9 protein-coding genes are annotated in these 16,281 nt (G+C 60.2%); 1 reads left to right on the top strand and 8 read right to left on the bottom strand.

Annotated features, from left to right (window positions below; genetic code table 11):
- Window positions 1-41: 41 nt before the first annotated feature.
- From ACESTR_RS07655 to ACESTR_RS07640, 4 genes are all read right to left on the bottom strand, one after another.
- Window positions 42-1,982, bottom strand: coding sequence for a glycoside hydrolase family 97 protein (locus tag ACESTR_RS07655; RefSeq protein WP_302269579.1), 1,941 nt, complete (start codon window positions 1,980-1,982; stop codon window positions 42-44).
- Window positions 1,983-2,051: 69 nt separating this feature from the next.
- Entirely contained in the window at window positions 2,052-3,614 is a 1,563-nt protein-coding gene (locus ACESTR_RS07650; RefSeq protein ID WP_371416332.1) for a glycoside hydrolase family 125 protein, read from the bottom strand.
- A 28-nt stretch (window positions 3,615-3,642) separates the two neighbouring features.
- Window positions 3,643-4,833, bottom strand: coding sequence for a glycoside hydrolase family 76 protein (locus ACESTR_RS07645; RefSeq protein ID WP_279064893.1), 1,191 nt, complete (start codon window positions 4,831-4,833; stop codon window positions 3,643-3,645).
- Window positions 4,834-4,843: 10 nt separating this feature from the next.
- Window positions 4,844-5,563 carry a GDSL-type esterase/lipase family protein gene (locus ACESTR_RS07640; protein WP_278713889.1) on the bottom strand — a complete coding sequence of 240 codons (720 nt, stop codon included), beginning with the start codon at window positions 5,561-5,563 and terminating at the stop codon, window positions 4,844-4,846.
- Window positions 5,564-5,839: 276 nt separating this feature from the next.
- Here ACESTR_RS07640 and ACESTR_RS07635 point away from each other — a divergent pair, with 276 nt between their 5' ends.
- Window positions 5,840-9,898 carry a two-component regulator propeller domain-containing protein gene (locus tag ACESTR_RS07635; RefSeq protein ID WP_373179055.1) on the top strand — a complete coding sequence of 1,353 codons (4,059 nt, stop codon included), beginning with the start codon at window positions 5,840-5,842 and terminating at the stop codon, window positions 9,896-9,898.
- A gap of 138 nt (window positions 9,899-10,036) precedes the next feature.
- On the opposite strand, the gene ACESTR_RS07630 is transcribed toward ACESTR_RS07635, so the two are convergent.
- The 4 genes from ACESTR_RS07630 to ACESTR_RS07615 form a co-directional block, all read right to left on the bottom strand.
- On the bottom strand, window positions 10,037-11,248 hold the full coding sequence (locus ACESTR_RS07630) for a glycoside hydrolase family 76 protein (RefSeq protein WP_302576175.1): 1,212 nt from the start codon (window positions 11,246-11,248) through the stop codon (window positions 10,037-10,039).
- Between the two features lie 64 nt (window positions 11,249-11,312).
- A complete protein-coding gene (locus ACESTR_RS07625; protein ID WP_130062656.1) occupies window positions 11,313-13,454 on the bottom strand; it encodes a SusE domain-containing protein in 2,142 nt (713 codons plus the stop codon).
- Between the two features lie 15 nt (window positions 13,455-13,469).
- The gene (locus ACESTR_RS07620; RefSeq protein WP_014774596.1) at window positions 13,470-14,594 is read right to left on the bottom strand and encodes a SusE domain-containing protein; all 1,125 of its coding nucleotides are present in this window, start codon (window positions 14,592-14,594) and stop codon (window positions 13,470-13,472) included.
- 27 nt (window positions 14,595-14,621) lie between these two features.
- Entirely contained in the window at window positions 14,622-16,274 is a 1,653-nt protein-coding gene (locus ACESTR_RS07615; protein WP_009597876.1) for a RagB/SusD family nutrient uptake outer membrane protein, read from the bottom strand.
- Between the last annotated feature and the right edge of the window lie 7 nt (window positions 16,275-16,281).

Below are 16,281 nucleotides of genomic sequence, written 5' to 3'. Positions count from 1 at the left end.
ATAAGACCAAGTGCAGGAAAGGCTTGAAAAATCCCGCCCCGCTACTCGATCACGGCCGCCCAGCCGCCGTTGCGAACCATCTCCACTTTCACGACGGTCGAGGCGTCCACCTCGCGCACCCGTTTTCTGTAGTCCGTGGCCTGCAGGTCGGCGTTCACCCCGTCCTCGAACGAAGTCATCGTAAAGGTACGGCCCGCAGGCAGGAAGTCGAGCGCGATTTCGGTCGTATAGGGCCGGTCGTTCGTAATGCCGCCCACGTACCACTTGTCGCCCTTGCGGCGCGCCACGACGACCTCCCGGCCGCATGCGGCGTGCAGGACGCGCAGGCTGTCCCACGTGGTGGGAACCGCGGCGAGAAACTCCGTGCAGGGATGCTCGCGGCGGTAGAGCACCGGATTGTCGGCGAGCATCTGCAGCGGGCTTTCGAAAACCACGTAGAGCGCCATCTGGTAGGCGCGCGTACCCGTTCCCATCGGATTGGCCCCCGTCGAACGGTTGTCTTCGGGCTGCGCCGAGAACATCGAGCCGGGCGTGAAGTCCATCGGTCCGACGGCATTGCGGATAAAGGGCAGCCAGTTGCTGTTTTCGGGCTTGCAGCGGGCCCCCTGCTCCATGCCGAGCACCCCTTCGTAGGTGAGCAGGTTGGGATAGGTGCGGTAAAGCCCCTTGGGTGTATAGGAGCCGTGCATATCGACGAAAAGGCGGTGCCGGGCGGCACACTTCATCACCCGTTCGTAATAGCCGACCATCCACTGGTCGCTACGGTCCATGAAGTCGATCTTCACTCCGGGAATCCCCCACTCCTCCAGCGTCGCGAAGAGCCGGTCCATGTCCTTCTCGACCGCCAACCACGTCAGCCAAAGTACGATCTGCACGTTGCGCTCCCGGCCGTAGGCGATCAGCTCCTGCAGATCGAGATCGGGATTGGGATGGAAGACGTCGGTCGTCGAAGCCGACCAGCCCTCGTCCATGATGATGTAGGGAATACCGTATCGGGCGGCGAAGTCGATGTAGTAACGGTAGGACTCGGTATTGCGCCCGGCCCGGAAATCGACGCCCGTCAGGCGCATGCCGTTCCACCAGTCCCAGCTGACCAGCCCCGGTTTCACCCACTCCCAGTCGGCGTCGGCCGCAGGTTCGGCGAGCAGCCAGACCAGCTCATTCTCCAGCAGGGCGGCGTCCTTTTCCGCAACGACCGCCACACGCCACGGGAAGGTGCGCGTTCCTTGGGTGCGGGCGATATACGGCTCCTCCGCGACGATCTTCAGATTGCGGTCGCCGGCGGGGGCATACTCCTTGGGCACACGCGGAAACAGCGATTCGAAGCCGCCCGCGCCGTCGCCCCGGACGAACATGCAGGGGTAATCGCGCACGCCGGATTCGGCCAGCAGCACTTTCTTACCGCCGGGCATACCGACCAGCACAGGCAGGTAGCTCATACGGTCCGCCGAATCGTATTCCGCCGTCGCCACACGGGTATAAGGCTCCTCGTACATCGACCGGAAACCGTCCACCTCGGAAAGCCACGCTTCGCTTCCGGCGGGAAATCCCAGCCGGCACGCCTCGCCCATGACCTCAACTTCGCCCGGAAGCGACGTCACGAAACGGTAGGCCGCACCGTCGTCGAACAGCCGGAACTCCACGGCGTAACCGCCTGCGAAATTGAGCCGCACGGCGTTGTAACGATTGCGCACAGAAGCGTTCTTGGTCGGATTGCGCCGTTCAAGCACCTCGTCGGCCGACGAACGCTTCACGCTCCGCAGGCGGGGCTTTTCGCCCAGCGTCCTGTCGGCAAGCGTCAGCGACAGCGTACAGTTTTCCAATATTTTGTCCTCCCCGGACCAAAGGCCATAAGTGATCCGGTCCGCGACATCGACCGCAAGTCGGAGATTTCCGCCGGGCGACGCGGCCTCGACGGTTTTGGCTTCGGCGGCGCAGGCCAGCGTCAGCGCGCACAACAGCGTGAATAATCGTTTCATCATCATTCGGGATTAGCGGAGCGTCATAAAAAAAGAGGGCCGCAGTCAGACCGCGGCCCTCCGTAAATTAACCTATTTAACCTCTATCGAATTCAGCAGATCGGTCTTGCCCTCGTTCACCAGCTTGAGAATCAACTCGCCGAACAGCGTGTTCTGCCATGCGAACCACGAGCGGGTGAAGTCCGCGGGATCGTTCACGTTGAACGACTCGTGCATGAAGCCCGTTCCGGCGTCGGTGGTCATCAGCATCTCGACGCAGCGTTTGATCTCGGCGTCGTCCTGCGACGTGAAAGCCTTCATCATGATGCTCATCGGCCATGCCATGTCGTAACCGATATGCGGACCGCCGATGCCCTCGCCCGCCGTACCGCGGAAGAAGTAGGGGTTCGCCTCGCTCCACACGAAACGGCGCGTATTCTGGTAGATCGGATCGTTCACATCCATATCGCCCAGATAAGGCATCGCCAGCAGGCTCGGCACGTTGGCGTCGTCCATCAGGAAGCGGTTGCCGAAACCGTCCACCTCGAATGCGTAGATCGTGCCGAATTCGGGATGGTTGTAAGTCGCATACTTCTTGAGCGCGGTCTCGACCTCGGCGGCCAGCGCGGTGCACTCGGCGGCCAGCGCCGGCTCGTCGTTCACCTTGGTCAGAATCTCGGCGGCCTTGCGCAGCGAAGTCACGGCGAAGAAGTTCGAAGGTACGAGGAACAGGAACGTCGTGGCGTCGTCCGAAGGACGGAACACCGAAGCGATCAGCCCCACGGGGTTCACCGGATTGCCCTTGCCCGCATTGCAGACCGTGTCGAGCTGACGGTCGGTCACACGCATGAAGGTGTAAGGACCCAGTCCCTCCTTGCGCTGCTGCTCGCGGAAGGTCTTCAGGATATTCTTGATGGCGGCCATCCAGTGCTCGTCGAAAACCGAAGCGTCGCCCGTCGTCAGCCAGTACTGATAAGCCAGCCGCAGCGGGTAGCAGAGCGAGTCGATCTCCCACTTGCGCTCGTGGAGTTCGGGGCGCATCTCGGTCTGGTCGCTCATCCACTGGTGGTCGGGATTCGGATCGTAGGGATCGAGGAATGCGTTGGCGTAGGGATCGAGTTCGATGCACTTGAACTGGCGGCGGATAACGCCCGCCAGCATGCTGCGCAGGTGCTCGTCCTTATTGGCCAGCTGGAGATAGGGCCACACCTGCGCACCGGAGTCGCGGAGCCACATGGCATGGATATCGCCCGTGTAAACGATCGTATCGTCCTTGCCGTTGGCGTCCTTGCGGGCGCGGACCGTCGTGTCGAGCGTATTGGGGAAGCAGTTCTCGAACATCCACGCCAGCTTGGCGTTGGTCAGCACGCCCTTGATGCGGGCGATCTCCTGTTCCACGGCTTCTGAGCGGAACAGACGTTCGGCTTCGGCGGGACGGTTCGTCGCGGCATATGCGGCCGGCGTCTGCGCTTTGGTCTTCTTGCCGGGCTTGGCCATACGCGTATTGTCGGCAGGCATCGGAGCTGCGGCTTCGCGCGCAGCGGGCTGCGGGGCTTCGGCGGGAGCGGAAAGGCTCACCGTGCGGGCCGAGACGCCCTCTGCGGCGCACACCACGGCGGCCGCAAGGCAGATGTTAAGGATTTTCTTCATTTTCATTTTGTTGCAATGTGTAAGTTGAGTATGGTTATTTTGTCTGATCCAGTTTCACGCCGCTCATGCGTCCGTACATCTCGGCCATGGCACCCTGCGTCAGCAGCCACTTCTCGGACTGCTTGTCCGCCCCCGTAAAGTCGGTCTCGAACAGCCCCTGCGCATCGCGGGCATGCTCCCACGCATAGTCGAGCGTGCGCTGCACGTCGCCGAGGTAAGCCGCATTGCCGTCGATGGCGTAGAGTTCGGCCAGTCCGCGCACCATCACCGCCGAGAACCACACGTTGCCCTTGTTGATGATGCGGAAGGTCTCGCCGCCTTGGGGCGTGAACTCCCCGAAGAAGCGGTCGTAGCAGGCGGCCGCCGTACGCTGAGCGTCTTTCAGGTAGCTTTCGTCGCCCGTCGCCTTGTAGAGCAGCGCCCCGGCCTGCACCATCTGTCCGCTGTTGTAGGCGAACTTCGCGCGGCCGATCTTGCCGTCGAGGCCGATGTTGTCGAAATAAAGGCCGTCTTCGGGATCGAGCAGGTGTTCCTTGGTCCAAGCGTAGAGCGCCTTGCCCTGCGCGAGATAACGTTCGTCGCCCGTGGCGGCGTAGAGTTTCAGCGCGTAGACCGTACCGGGCGCGTTCGAGCAGGTATTCTTCGAATGTTTCTGCTGTTCGCACCAGTAGATGCCGCCGCCCAGCACGTCGTCCGTGCCGCTCTCGATGAATTTCCAGATCATCTCGGCTTCGGCGAGGTACTTTTTGTCGCCCGTGGCTTCGTAGATATCGCAGAAATCAATGCCCAGCCAGACATTGTCGTCGTAAAAGCGGTCCGAAGCGGAGGCCGTATTGATATAGGAGGCATAGGCCGCGGGCATGCGCGTCGTGTCGAGGTATTCGGCCAGCCCCGGCAGTACGCGCCCGTCGAGCACGCTGCGGTACGACGCGTCGGCTTCGAGAATCGTATTCACGGCCGAGAGGGTTCCCGAAAAGGGCCAGAGGTAGGAATAGGGATTGGGGCGCGCCTGATCCGCCGAAGCGAGGTAGCTCGCCGTATAATCCACATTGAACGGATAGTTCTCGCGCAGCAGGCGGTTTTCGGCCACGCCGTAATGCGCGTATATCGAATCGAGCGTCGCCTTTGCGCGATCGAGATTGCGGGCGTCGCACGCCGCGCCGCCGTTGTTGCAGCAAGCCGCGAAAACAGACGCGGCAAAAGCCATAATAAGCAGTTTCTTCATCGTTTATCGGTTATTTTGCAGGCAATACGGTTATATACCATGTTTTCTGAACGCCGAGCGCCCGGTTGATGCCTTCGACGACCAGCGACTCCATCCGCAAATAGCCGGAAAGAACCGGATGACAGCCGTCTTGGGAGAGCTCTTCGGACATTCCGCCGCTGCCGTTATCGAGCGCCCGATGGTAATCCACATAGGGAATCTTCTGCTCCGCGGCATAGCGTTCCAGCATCGTATTGAGTCGTCGGACCTCCTCGGCAGGCTCCATTTCGGGCCGCCACGAGAAGCGGTCGCAGGGCAGCAACGAACAAAGCACCACCTTGATCCCGTTGTAGCGGGCCAGATCGCACATCGAGACGATGTTGCCGAAGACGTTTTCGAGTTCTATGGGGCCGTTGTTCCGCGCGATGTCGTTGATGCCCGCCAGAATGACCACGACTTGGGGTTTCAGGTCGATCACGTCGCTGCGGAAACGGGCGAGCATCTGGACGGTCGTCTGCCCGCTGATACCGCGGTCGAGGAAACCGTTCTGTTCGAAGAAATCGGGATCGACGCGAATCCAGCTGTCGGTGATGGAATTGCCCATGAAGACCACCTCGACGGGCCGGTCCAATACGGCATTCTGAAGTTCATAACGTCCGTACTGCGCCCAGTCCACCGGTCCATCGGCACGAAGCGCCGCGACGGAGAAAAGAGCCAGCGACAAGAGTACGATTTTTTTCATGCAGGTCATACGGGTTTCGGGTTTTCGCTAACAAAATTAGAAAACGCCGGGGAATCGGCAGTCCGTATCCATGAAGAAATAGTACAGATACGTGCCAAACACTCCTGAACAGGCATTTCCGCGCTTCCGGCCCCGCATATCGGGGCGTCGGGTCCGGTTTTGCAACCGCAAAAATACGATTTTTGTCTGTTTTCTGGACTTTTCGACACAATATTTATCCGATTTAAGCCGTATTTTGCATAAATTTGCACAAAAGAGTTCAAACCTACCTAACCGACAGTTCCCATGACACGAAAAACCGGTCTCGTCTGGCTGCTCCTGCTGTTCTGTACGGCAGTCCGCGCCAGCAACCTGCGGCAGATATCGAGCCGCGAAGGGATATCGAACAACGCCATACTTTCGCTGGCTCAGGACAAACACGGATTCATCTGGGTCGGAAGCTGCGACGGCCTGAATATGTGGGACGGAGAACGGATGCGGCTCTTCCCGAACGACTGGGGCGGAGAGACTCCGCTGTCAGGAAATCTCATCGAGGAGATCGCCGTCACCACGGACTCGCTCTTCTGGATCCGCACCAACTACGGACTGGATCTCTTCGACCCCGACAGCAAGCGGGTCGAACGCCATGCGGACTTCCAAGGAATGTACAAAATCGTGACACGGCGCAGCAACGAGGTGCTCGTCGTCACGCAGGACAACAAATTCAGCTGTTACGACCCGGCGGCGCGCCGGTTCAGCTCCGTACAGCCCATGCCCGGCATCGACTACGCCGACATCCTCGACATGCAGCTGGACGACGACGGCGCCCTGTGGGTATTCTCCCGCAAAGGAATCTTCCGCATACCGGTCGCATTCCCGGACAAAAACAACGACCGAATCGGCATCGGACAGCCCGAACGGTTCCCCACGGTCTCGAATCCCGAATACGCGTTCGCCGAAAACGGCAGCGGCTTCTTCATCGACGAAAATCACATATTCTACGAATTCGACATCCGGGAGCGCCGCCTGATCTACATCAAGGAGATGAACGACGAGATGGCGCGCATGGGCAGCGTGTCGAGCATCGTCCGCGACGGCGGCGACTACATCGTCTCGTTCTATACCAACGGCGTCATACGGCTGCGCACCACGCCCGAACAGAGCGTGAAATACGCCACCGAGCACATCAACATCCCCTGCGGCGTCTTTTCGCTGCTGCGCGACGCCCGGCAGGAGATCGTATGGATCGGCACCGACGGACAGGGACTCTACCAGCATACGCGCAACGCCACGGCGTTCCGCTCGATCACCTTCAACCAACTGCCCTACAACCTCTCGAAACCCGTCCGCGCGCTCTACATCGACGACGAGCGGACGCTCTGGGTCGGAACCAAAGGCGAAGGCATCCTGCGCATCGCCGACTTCTACGACCGCAAGGAGTTCACCCCGGCGCACGTGCAGCAGCTCACGGCCGACAACAGCGAGCTGCTCGACAATTCGGTCTACGCCTTCGCCCGCAGCAGACGCAACCTGCTCTGGATCGGCACCGACGGCGAAGGACTGAACTACTATTCGTACGACGACCGGCGCATCCGCACGCTCCGCACCCCGGCGCCGCTCAAATACATACACGCCCTGTACGAGACTTCGCCCGACACGCTGTGGGTGGCCACGGTGGGCTGCGGCGCATTCCGCGTGACGCTGGGCGGCACGGCGTCGCAGCCCTCGATACGCGGGGTCGAGCAACTGCATTTCAACGACGAACTGGAGATCAAGAACTTCTTCTTCACGCTCTACCCCGAAAACGGCTCGGCAATGTGGTTCGGCAACCGCGGCGGCGGCGCGGTCCGCTACGACATCGCCGGCGGCGGCAGCGAAGTCTTCAAGTTCGACGCGGGGCGCAGCGCCATCGCCAACGACATCTTCGCCATCCACCGCAGCGGCGACGGCACCATGTGGTTCGGCACAAGCGGCGGGCTGATCGAATTCCGGCGGGATTCGACCTCGCACGTTCCGGGCATCCGCAACACCGTGCACGGCATTCTCGAAGACCGCAAGGGTGACCTCTGGCTGAGCACCAACCGCGGTCTGGTGCAGTACTCGCCCCACACGGGCTACGTGGTGACCTACGGCTATTCGTACGGACTGAACACCATCGAATACAGCGACGGGGCCTGTTTCGCCGACCCGCGGACGGGCACCCTCTTCTTCGGCGGCATCGACGGACTGGTGACCATCGAGGATACGGGCTTCCGCGAGCAGGAGTACAATCCCCCGATGCTGTTCCGCGACATCCGGCTCAACGACGGCATCCGCAACATCGGCGACATGCTCTCCCGCGACGGCGTGCTGACGCTCAGACACGGACAGCGCATCTTCGAGATCACGGTCTCGGCGCTCGACTACGTGAACGGCAGCAACTACAGCTATTACAGCCGTCTGGACGGCTACAACGACCAGTGGACCGGCGCGTCGTCGCAACTCTCGTTCGCCGACCTGCCGGCCGGCACCTACCGGCTCGACGTGCGTTACCGCAACAACATCACCGGGGCCGAAAGTCCGGTCTATTCGCTGCCGATACGTCTCAAACCGGCGTGGTATGCGACCGCGGCGGCCAAATGTCTCTACGTGCTGTTGCTGCTGGCCGTAGTCGGGGGCGTCATCCGCCATTACCTGCTCCGCTACCGACGCCGTCGCGCCGAGAAACTGCAGCGGCTCGAAATCCGCCGCAAGGAGGAGGTCTATGAATCGAAGATGCGCTTCTTCTCGAACATCACGCAGGAGCTGTCAATGCCGCTGACGATGATCTCGGCCCCCTGCCAGCAGATACTCGCCTACCGCAAGGCGGACCCCTATGTGCTCAAATACGCGCAGACCATACGGCAGAACGTCTCGAAGCTCCACGACCTGATCTACATGCTCCACGAGTTCCGCGGCATCCGCACGGGGCAGAACGACGAAAGCGAAAACATCGAGCTGGTTCCCGTGGCCGAAATCGCGCAGAGCATGGTCGAGACCTTCGGCGAATATTCGCAGCAGAACAGCATCCACTGCCAGCTGGACATCGAGCGCAACCTCGTGTGGCCGACCGACCGCGACGGACTTTCGACGATCCTCAACACACTGCTGTCCAATGCCTTCAAGCATACGCCCTACAACGGCGCCGTAAGTCTCACGATCCGCAGCGACAACGGCAAGCTCCTCATCTCGGCCTCCAACGACAGCGTGGGCGTCAATCTCGAAGACATCGAAGCGATTTTCGACCGCTACCGCGTACTCGACTATTTCGAACGCAAGAGCGAGCGCGGTCTCTCGTTTCAGGGCGACCTGCGTCTGGCGATCTGCCACAGCATCGTGGTCCGCATGCAGGGCGAAATCAAGGTCGAAAGCACTCCCAACGCGCAGACGACCTTCACCGTACTGCTGCCGCAACTGAAAGTCACGGCCGAAAACACCCCGGCCGCCGACAACATCGTGCCCGCGTCCAAAGAATACGGACTGCCCCTGCCGACCGTGACGCGGCGCGAATTCCCGTTCGACAAAAACCGCAGGACGGTGTTCATCGTCAACGACAATTCGGAGATCATGAATTTCGTGGCCGAGCTTTTCGCCGCGGACTACAACATCAAAATGCCGTCGGGCAAAACCGAGATGATCGAGCTGCTGAAACAGATGCACCCCGACATCGTCATCTGCGACGCCCTCTCCGAGCAATCCGACTGCCTGTCGCTCATCCAGTTCATCAAGCAGGGCAAGCTGACCTCGCACATCCCGGTCATCCTGCTCTCGACGGCCCAGCAGATCGACGAGCGCATCAAGGGCGTGGAGTCGGGCGCGGACATCTGCTTGACGCTTCCGTTCAACGTCGAATACCTCAAAGCCGTGGCGGAGCAGCTGCTCCGCCGCAACCGGTCGCTCAAGGACTATTACAAGTCCTCGATCAGCGCCTTCGAGCTTTCCGACGGGCGCATGCTCCATCAGGACGACAAGGAGTTCATCGACCGGATGCTGAAGATCATCAACGACAACATCTCCAACACGGAGATCTCGACCAAATTCATCGCCGACGAACTGGGCGTGAGCATCCGCAACCTCTACCGACGGCTGGAGGGCATCCTCAACCAGACGCCGACCAACATCATCAAGGAGTACCGGCTGGCCAAGGCTGAACAGCTGCTCACGACCACGAAGCTCTCGATCGACGAGATCATCTACAAGGCGGGCTTCGTAAACCGGGGCACCTTCTTCAAATGCTTCTCCGCCAAATACGGCTGCACGCCCAAAGTCTACCGCAAGGAGAAACTTTCGCAGATCCGGCAAGAGGTGGGCGAAGAGAGCGAAGATGCCGCAGACCGGTCGGCGTAACGTCCGGGGACGTCCGGCATAACAGCCGCCACAGTCACGACACGGAATCCGGCATAACATCCGGCGGAGCATATCAAACGAAGAAAGAGCGGGCCGAAACCCGCTCTTTCTCTTTGCCTGTCCTGAGGACCTTGCGCCCTACTCGATCAGCAGCGCCATGGCCTCGATCATCGTCGAAGCGCTGACCTGCTCGTTCAGACGGCCGTCCCACGAAGATCCCGGCTCGCCCCAAAATCCGCCGAAGAACCACTTCGATCCCTCCGACTTGTCCACGCCGTCGCGCCAGCAGACCAGCCCGTTGTAGATCAGGAACTCCTCGATCTCCCGGCGCAGCCCCGCATCGGCCTTATCGACCGAAGCGTCCTTCCAGACGTTCATCGCATAGCGGACGAAAATCCCCTTGAAAAGCGCATTGTCGCCCGAACCTTCGTTGTTCAGCACCCCGTTGGTCACCATCGACTTCATGGTGTAACGCGCCGCGCGCGCGGCGTCGGTCATGTATTTGGCGTCGCCCGTGGCCTTGTAAAGCTCGTGCGCGGCGCCCATGAACGTACCCTGATTATAGGTCAGCGCGCCGCCATTGATCACGCCGTTCTTCATGTTGTCGGACACGGCGCCCGTCAGCGGATTGTAGAGCGTCGAGCTGAGCCAGTTGTAAATCTTCTTCGCATCGGCCAGATACTGATCCCTCTCGGCTCCTTCGGGGCTGTTGGCCCACAGGCGCATGGCGCAGAGGGCGCCCGGACCGTTCGAGCAGGCGTTCTTGCTGTTCTCGGCGTCGAAGCTCCAGCGGATGCCGCCGCCGTTCTCGTCGTCGGTCCAGCGGGCGATCACCGTCTCCTCGTAGGTCTTGCGAGCGGCGGCGAGGTACTTCTGTACTCCGGTAGCCTCGTACATGCGGATCAGCGTCAGGATGATCCACTCCGAGTCGTCGGTGTAGGCATTGCCGAAACCGTAAGTTCCCCAATAGCTGTTGCCGTAGTTGTTGCCCTTGTTCTCGTACCATTTGGACATGTAGCCGGCATAGGTGTCGCGGCGGGCGTCGCCTTCGGGAATACGCAGGTAAGCGTCTATGAGCACGTCCATCGCATGAGCCTGCGGCCAGTAGCAGTAGGTCGATTCGTTCGTGCGGTCCTGATCGGTATACCAGAATGTGCCGCGGTCGGTATTCATGAAATTCTCGATCAGCTTCTCGTCGATCTTGTCGGCATGGGCGGTCCAGTCCTCCCCGTAAGCGGGTTTGAGCTTCTCGGCCGGATCCACCACCTCTTTGCCGTAGTATTTGTCGTCCACCTCGCAGGCCCCCAGCAGGGTCGCCGCGGCGGTAAGCGCTAAAATGTATTTTTTCATAAGTCTGTCGTTTTTTACCGGGGGGGGGCACGCCTTGCGGAGCGCGCCTCCCCCGGAGAGTTGGTTAATCCAGATACTCGATATAGTTGTAGTAGTGCTCCGTATCGGGACTCATGTTGAGCTTGATGTTCACCCGCTTGGAGTCGTTGCCGCGGTAGGCGTGGAGCATCTTGAACGCGCCGGCATCGTCGCCGTTCACATCGGCGATCGGCCAGAATACGCGGAAGCGCGAATCGTTCTCGGCAGGCTTGGAATTCAGGTCGCCCGTCATGCCGGGATTGGCGCCGAACTTCGTCTTCACGCCGTCCACCTCGGCCCAGAAGAAGTAGCGGTCGTCATCCCAGTCCCTCAGGTAGGGCACCACGCCTGCGGCATACCAGATGCCGTTGCCCTGATAAGGCAGCTTGATCTGCTTCTCGGTATGCTGGGTCTTGACGTTCGGCGAGAGGTAACGCATGTTCTCGATCTTCTGGAGCTTCGCCGTGCCTGCGCCGAAGTCGAGCAGGATGTAATAGATGGCCTCTTCGGACGAAACGACGCTTGCGTCGCTCTCCCGGATCGCACCGCCTTCGACGACGAACTTGCGCGCATCGGCCGTATCGCCGTCGGTGAAGTTGTACCCTGCGGCGTCAGTCGTCAGCTTGGTGAAAATCTCGAACTTGCCCGCGCCCAGCGCCTTGAGGGCCTGATAGCCGGAACCGAACTCCGAAGCGGCGCCCGTGATGTAGGCGGCGGTCGGAATACCCTTCATGCGGGTAACCGTGAGTTTGCGGCCGGAGGAGAGCGCCGTCCACGAAAGCAGTTTGCTCTCTACGGCCCAGTACAGGTCGCCCGTGCCTTCGGCGGCAATGCCCGCAGCATCGGCGATCGACTCCAGCTCGGAGAAGGAGACGTCCACGGAGCCGTTATACTGCGCCTCCTTGCGGCCGACGGCCTTTTCCAGCGCAGCGTCCGAATAGAAGACCAGCGTATAGCTCGTCAGCTTGCCCGCAGGGTCCGAATCGGGAAGCTTGTTCCACGCGAAGGTCAGCTTGGCGCCCGCCTGCGCATTCAGCACGACGGAGGCGTTGTCATCGGGCGAGATCAGCGTCACGGGAGTGGCTTCGGGCGCGAAGTCGAATTCGTAACGGTGGTAGTACGCCTCGGCTTCGGGCGAGCAGTCCACGACGATCGTGCAGGTGACGTTCCTCAGCACGGCGATATGCTTGAAGGAGTAGTCCCACTGATTGATATTGCCCGTTTCGCGCATTGACAGCCTGTACTGCGGCCCGGTCAGGCCGGAGGGCATGTCCGAATCGCTCATATCGCTCGACGAGTAGCCCCAGATGTAATCCGTGCCGTCGATCACCGCGTCGAAACGGTAGCGGTTGTCACCGTCCCAAGTGATCTGACGCTTCCAGACGCCGTTGCCGGCATATTCCATCACGGCATCGGGATCGGGCGTCCAGCACCAGTGGTATTTCACGCTTTCGATCTTTTCCATCTTCACGGTACCGGCCTTGAAATCGACCAGTACGCGGTAAACGCCGTCGCCCGTGCCTGCGGCGTCGGCGCCCTCGGTCAGGCGGCCTTCGGCAACGCCGAACGTACGCTTGCTGCCCGCCGCATTGCGGTTGATGAAGCTGAACGAGCCGGTGAATCGGGTGTAAATCTCGAACTTGCCGTCGCCCAGCTCGCGCATCTGTTTAGCCGCGGCGGGATCCGTGCCGAACTCGGAGCCTTCGCCCGTCACATAGAGGTGGTAGGGCGCGTCGATCGAAGCATAACGCTTGACGGTGAGTTTGTGCGGCTCGGCCGGCGAAAGCTGTTCGGCTCCGCCCAGTCCGGCGCTGACCGTCCAATAGAGGTCGCCCGCAGCGTCAGGCTCGATGCCGGCGTCGCCGGCAATCGCATTGAGCTGACTGTGGAGCATTTTCAGCGAGGACTTCTGACCGTTGTTGTCGGCCAGATAACGGCCGATCTCCTTTTTGGCCGCATCGAGGAAAACCACGGTGTAGACGGGAGTTCCGACCTTGGAGACCTCCCATTCGAAATAAAGGTTGGCATCGGCCTGTTCGATCAGATCGAGGGCGTAGCCGTCCGACGGATAGAGCAGTTTTTCGACCGCGCTGAAGCCGGTATCGTCATATTCCGTATGCTCGGTACAGGCCGCCAGTGCAAAACCCGCGAGCAGCAGAACAACCAGTTTATTCAGTATGTTTTTCATAGGTTCAATTATTTTTTAGCCGACGATCTCGATTACATGCGTACAATTCTCCACGTCACCGGACATAATCAGGGTGATATCGACTTTCTTACCGTTAAAATCGCTGTGGAACTTAAACTTTTCGGGACCATAGGCATCCCCGGTAAACAGATTCTCGGTCAGGATGTAATACTCCGCACCGCTCAGCGCGCTGGGGCTGCTGTCGTTGCCTTTCGTACCGGCCCATACATACGTAACCCCGTCGAAAACCGGATGGAAGTTGTAACGCTGGTCGAGTCCCCAGCTCTCTTCCCTGAATTTGACGTTGTAATCGGAGAATTTCCAGCAGCCGTTGCCGATATACTCCATATTGCCGTTGTCTTCGGTGCGCGGTGCGAAATTGAATTCCACGCGGTCTATATGCTCGAAGGTGATTCCGCGGACATTGAGGTCGAGCTTGATGCGGTAGACACCCGATCTGTCGATCGTGGCGGGTTCGGCGCTCTGGTCGTTCAGCGCTCCGTTCACCACCGTATAGGTCGTGCGGTCGTCGCCCTTCGAGCTGACGAACGTAAAGCCCTTGCCGGCTTCGAGCTGCTGATAGAAGGTAAACTCGCCGTCGCCGGTCTTGCGGCCGACACAGGCATTCTCAAGATCGCTGCCGCCCTCGGTGGCTTCGCCCGTGAGGAACAACTGGTCCGGAATCACATTGAAGCCCAGCAGACGCGTCAGTTCCAACCGGCGGGGCGTCGCAACCACAGGCGCGGTATCCACGCCCCGGCTCGACACGACCGACCAGTAGACGGCTCCGTCAGCCCCGACGTCGATGCCCGCGGCATTGGCGATGCGGTTGATCTCCTTGTGGACAATATCCACGCTGGTCGACGAACCGGCGTCACAACGGTAAACGATCTCGCCGCCGGGCTTGCCGAAGAAGACCACCTCGTAATGGGGAAGCTGTCCGTCGGCAGCCAGCGCCGGCTCCCACGAAAAACGGAGCGTCGCCGTCGAAGCGCTCTGCAGCTCCACGTAATAGTTGTCGGCCGGCAGCAGCAGCGTCTGCACCGGAGTGACGCCTCCGGGCTTGTACTCCAAGTCTTCCGAGCAGGAGATGCCCGTAAGGACGAGGGCCGCCATCAGTATGTTCAATATCTTTTTCATTGTTTTCGATACTTTTTTGATTGACGATTAATAACCCGAATTGTTGGGCAGCAGCGTCGGCACGAGCTGCGTTTCGGAGAGCGGAAGCGACCAGAGGATGTCCCGGCTGGAATTGAACTTGAATTCGTCGATCTGACGGCCTCCGTTCAGCTCCTTGGCGCCGTAGACCGCACCGTTCAAAAGGTCGATGACGCCCTGCGACTTGGAGTCCTTGTAATTGATCCAGCGGATCAGGTCGAAGTAGCGCAGTCCTTCGAGCGCCAGCTCGACACGGCGTTCGTCGCGTACGATCTGGGTGTAATCGCCCGACGAGGGGAAGTCGGTGCCGCTCAGCCCCGCACGCTGGCGGATCGGCTTGATCGTCTCGTTCCACACCGCGGCGTCCATCTCGTTCAGGTACGCCTTCGCCTCGGCGTACATCAGCAGCACGTCGGCATAACGCATCATGATGATATTGGTCCACATTTCGAGGTTCTTGCCGTGGGTCGTATCGAAATACTTGCGGGTGTAGAAGCCCGTAGGCGAACCGTTGTCCGTACCGGCCTTGTCATTGCCCGAAGTCACGTTGATCGTGCCTTTGGTCACGTATTCGCCCTTATCGTTGCGGTCTTTCCACACATAGCCGTTGTAGACGACCGTAGCGGTCAGACGCGGATCGCGGTTCGCATAAACGGTCTTGTCCGCGGGAACCGAGCCGTCGGCATTGAGGTAGCTGTCCACCAGCGCGCGCGTCGGAGCCTTCTGGCAGAGGTTGGCGCCCATCGTCAGGGGAACCATCGAATAGAGCGTGGACCACTGTTTGTTCAGCTCGACGGCGGCATAGTCGAGGATCACCTCGCTGTTGTATTCGGCGGCCGAGGTAAAGAGGTATTCATAGGCCGGAATGCCGTCGCCGGACCCTTGGGTCAGCAGGCTGTAGGTGCCGTAGGTGCCCTGCTCGTGGATGAGCTTGTCGCAGATATCGGCGGCCTTGCGCATGTTGTCCGAAACCGAATTGCCGGTGCGCTGCACGTTCTCGTACATATACATACGCGCCTTGAGCACCATGGCGGCGGCTTTGGTGATGCGGCCGTTGTCGTCGGCTTTCAGTTCGTCGCGGGTGGGCAGGTCGCCGACGATCTCGTCGAGTTCGCGGTGCAGCGCACTCATCACCTCCGGATAGGGAGTGCGGGAGACGCGGCGCGACTCTTCGAGCGAAATATCCTGCAGGAAGAAGGGAATGTCGCCGTAGAAATTGGCCAGACGGAAATAGAGGAATGCACGGATAAAGCGGATCTGCGCCTTCATCCCGGCGAGCCGTTCGGGGTCCATGCCCGGCACCTCGTCCACGAAATTCATAAAGACATTGCAGGTCTTGACACCCTCGAACACCCATTTCCACTCGCTGCGGAACAGTCCCGTGTTGGGCGTCGCCTGCCCCATGCGGATCGTGCGCGTATCGGGATTGCCGCGCTGTTCGTACAAGTTGTCGCTCAGGGCTTCGTCCTGCCAGATCTTGTCGTGGCCGAACATCTGGTTGTAGGCCATGTTGAGCACCATGTTCGCACGTTCGGGCGAAGTCCAGAAAGCCTTGTCGGTAAACTTGTTGGTAGGCTCCTGATCCAGATCGTTGCAGCCTGCGAGCAGCATCGCTCCGGCGGCGAACGTCACGGTGATATATTTTAAAATCGTCGTTTTCATAGTTTTC

This window comes from Alistipes sp. DJF_B185 (assembly GCF_964250025.1).
GTDB lineage: Bacteria > Bacteroidota > Bacteroidia > Bacteroidales > Rikenellaceae > Alistipes > Alistipes finegoldii.
Note: the sequence above shows the minus strand (reverse complement) of the source record. Positions and strands in the feature narration are given on the sequence as shown.

Coding starts and splice junctions, on each gene's coding strand:
- ACESTR_RS07655 (WP_302269579.1), bottom strand. CDS start 1,982: ATGATGAAACGATTATTCACGCTGTTGTGCGCGCTGACGCTGGCCTGC.
- ACESTR_RS07640 (WP_278713889.1), bottom strand. CDS start 5,563: ATGACCTGCATGAAAAAAATCGTACTCTTGTCGCTGGCTCTTTTCTCC.
- ACESTR_RS07625 (WP_130062656.1), bottom strand. CDS start 13,454: ATGAAAAACATACTGAATAAACTGGTTGTTCTGCTGCTCGCGGGTTTT.
- ACESTR_RS07620 (WP_014774596.1), bottom strand. CDS start 14,594: ATGAAAAAGATATTGAACATACTGATGGCGGCCCTCGTCCTTACGGGC.
- ACESTR_RS07615 (WP_009597876.1), bottom strand. CDS start 16,274: ATGAAAACGACGATTTTAAAATATATCACCGTGACGTTCGCCGCCGGA.
- ACESTR_RS07650 (WP_371416332.1), bottom strand. CDS start 3,614: ATGAAAATGAAGAAAATCCTTAACATCTGCCTTGCGGCCGCCGTGGTG.
- ACESTR_RS07635 (WP_373179055.1), top strand. CDS start 5,840: ATGACACGAAAAACCGGTCTCGTCTGGCTGCTCCTGCTGTTCTGTACG.
- ACESTR_RS07630 (WP_302576175.1), bottom strand. CDS start 11,248: ATGAAAAAATACATTTTAGCGCTTACCGCCGCGGCGACCCTGCTGGGG.
- ACESTR_RS07645 (WP_279064893.1), bottom strand. CDS start 4,833: ATGAAGAAACTGCTTATTATGGCTTTTGCCGCGTCTGTTTTCGCGGCT.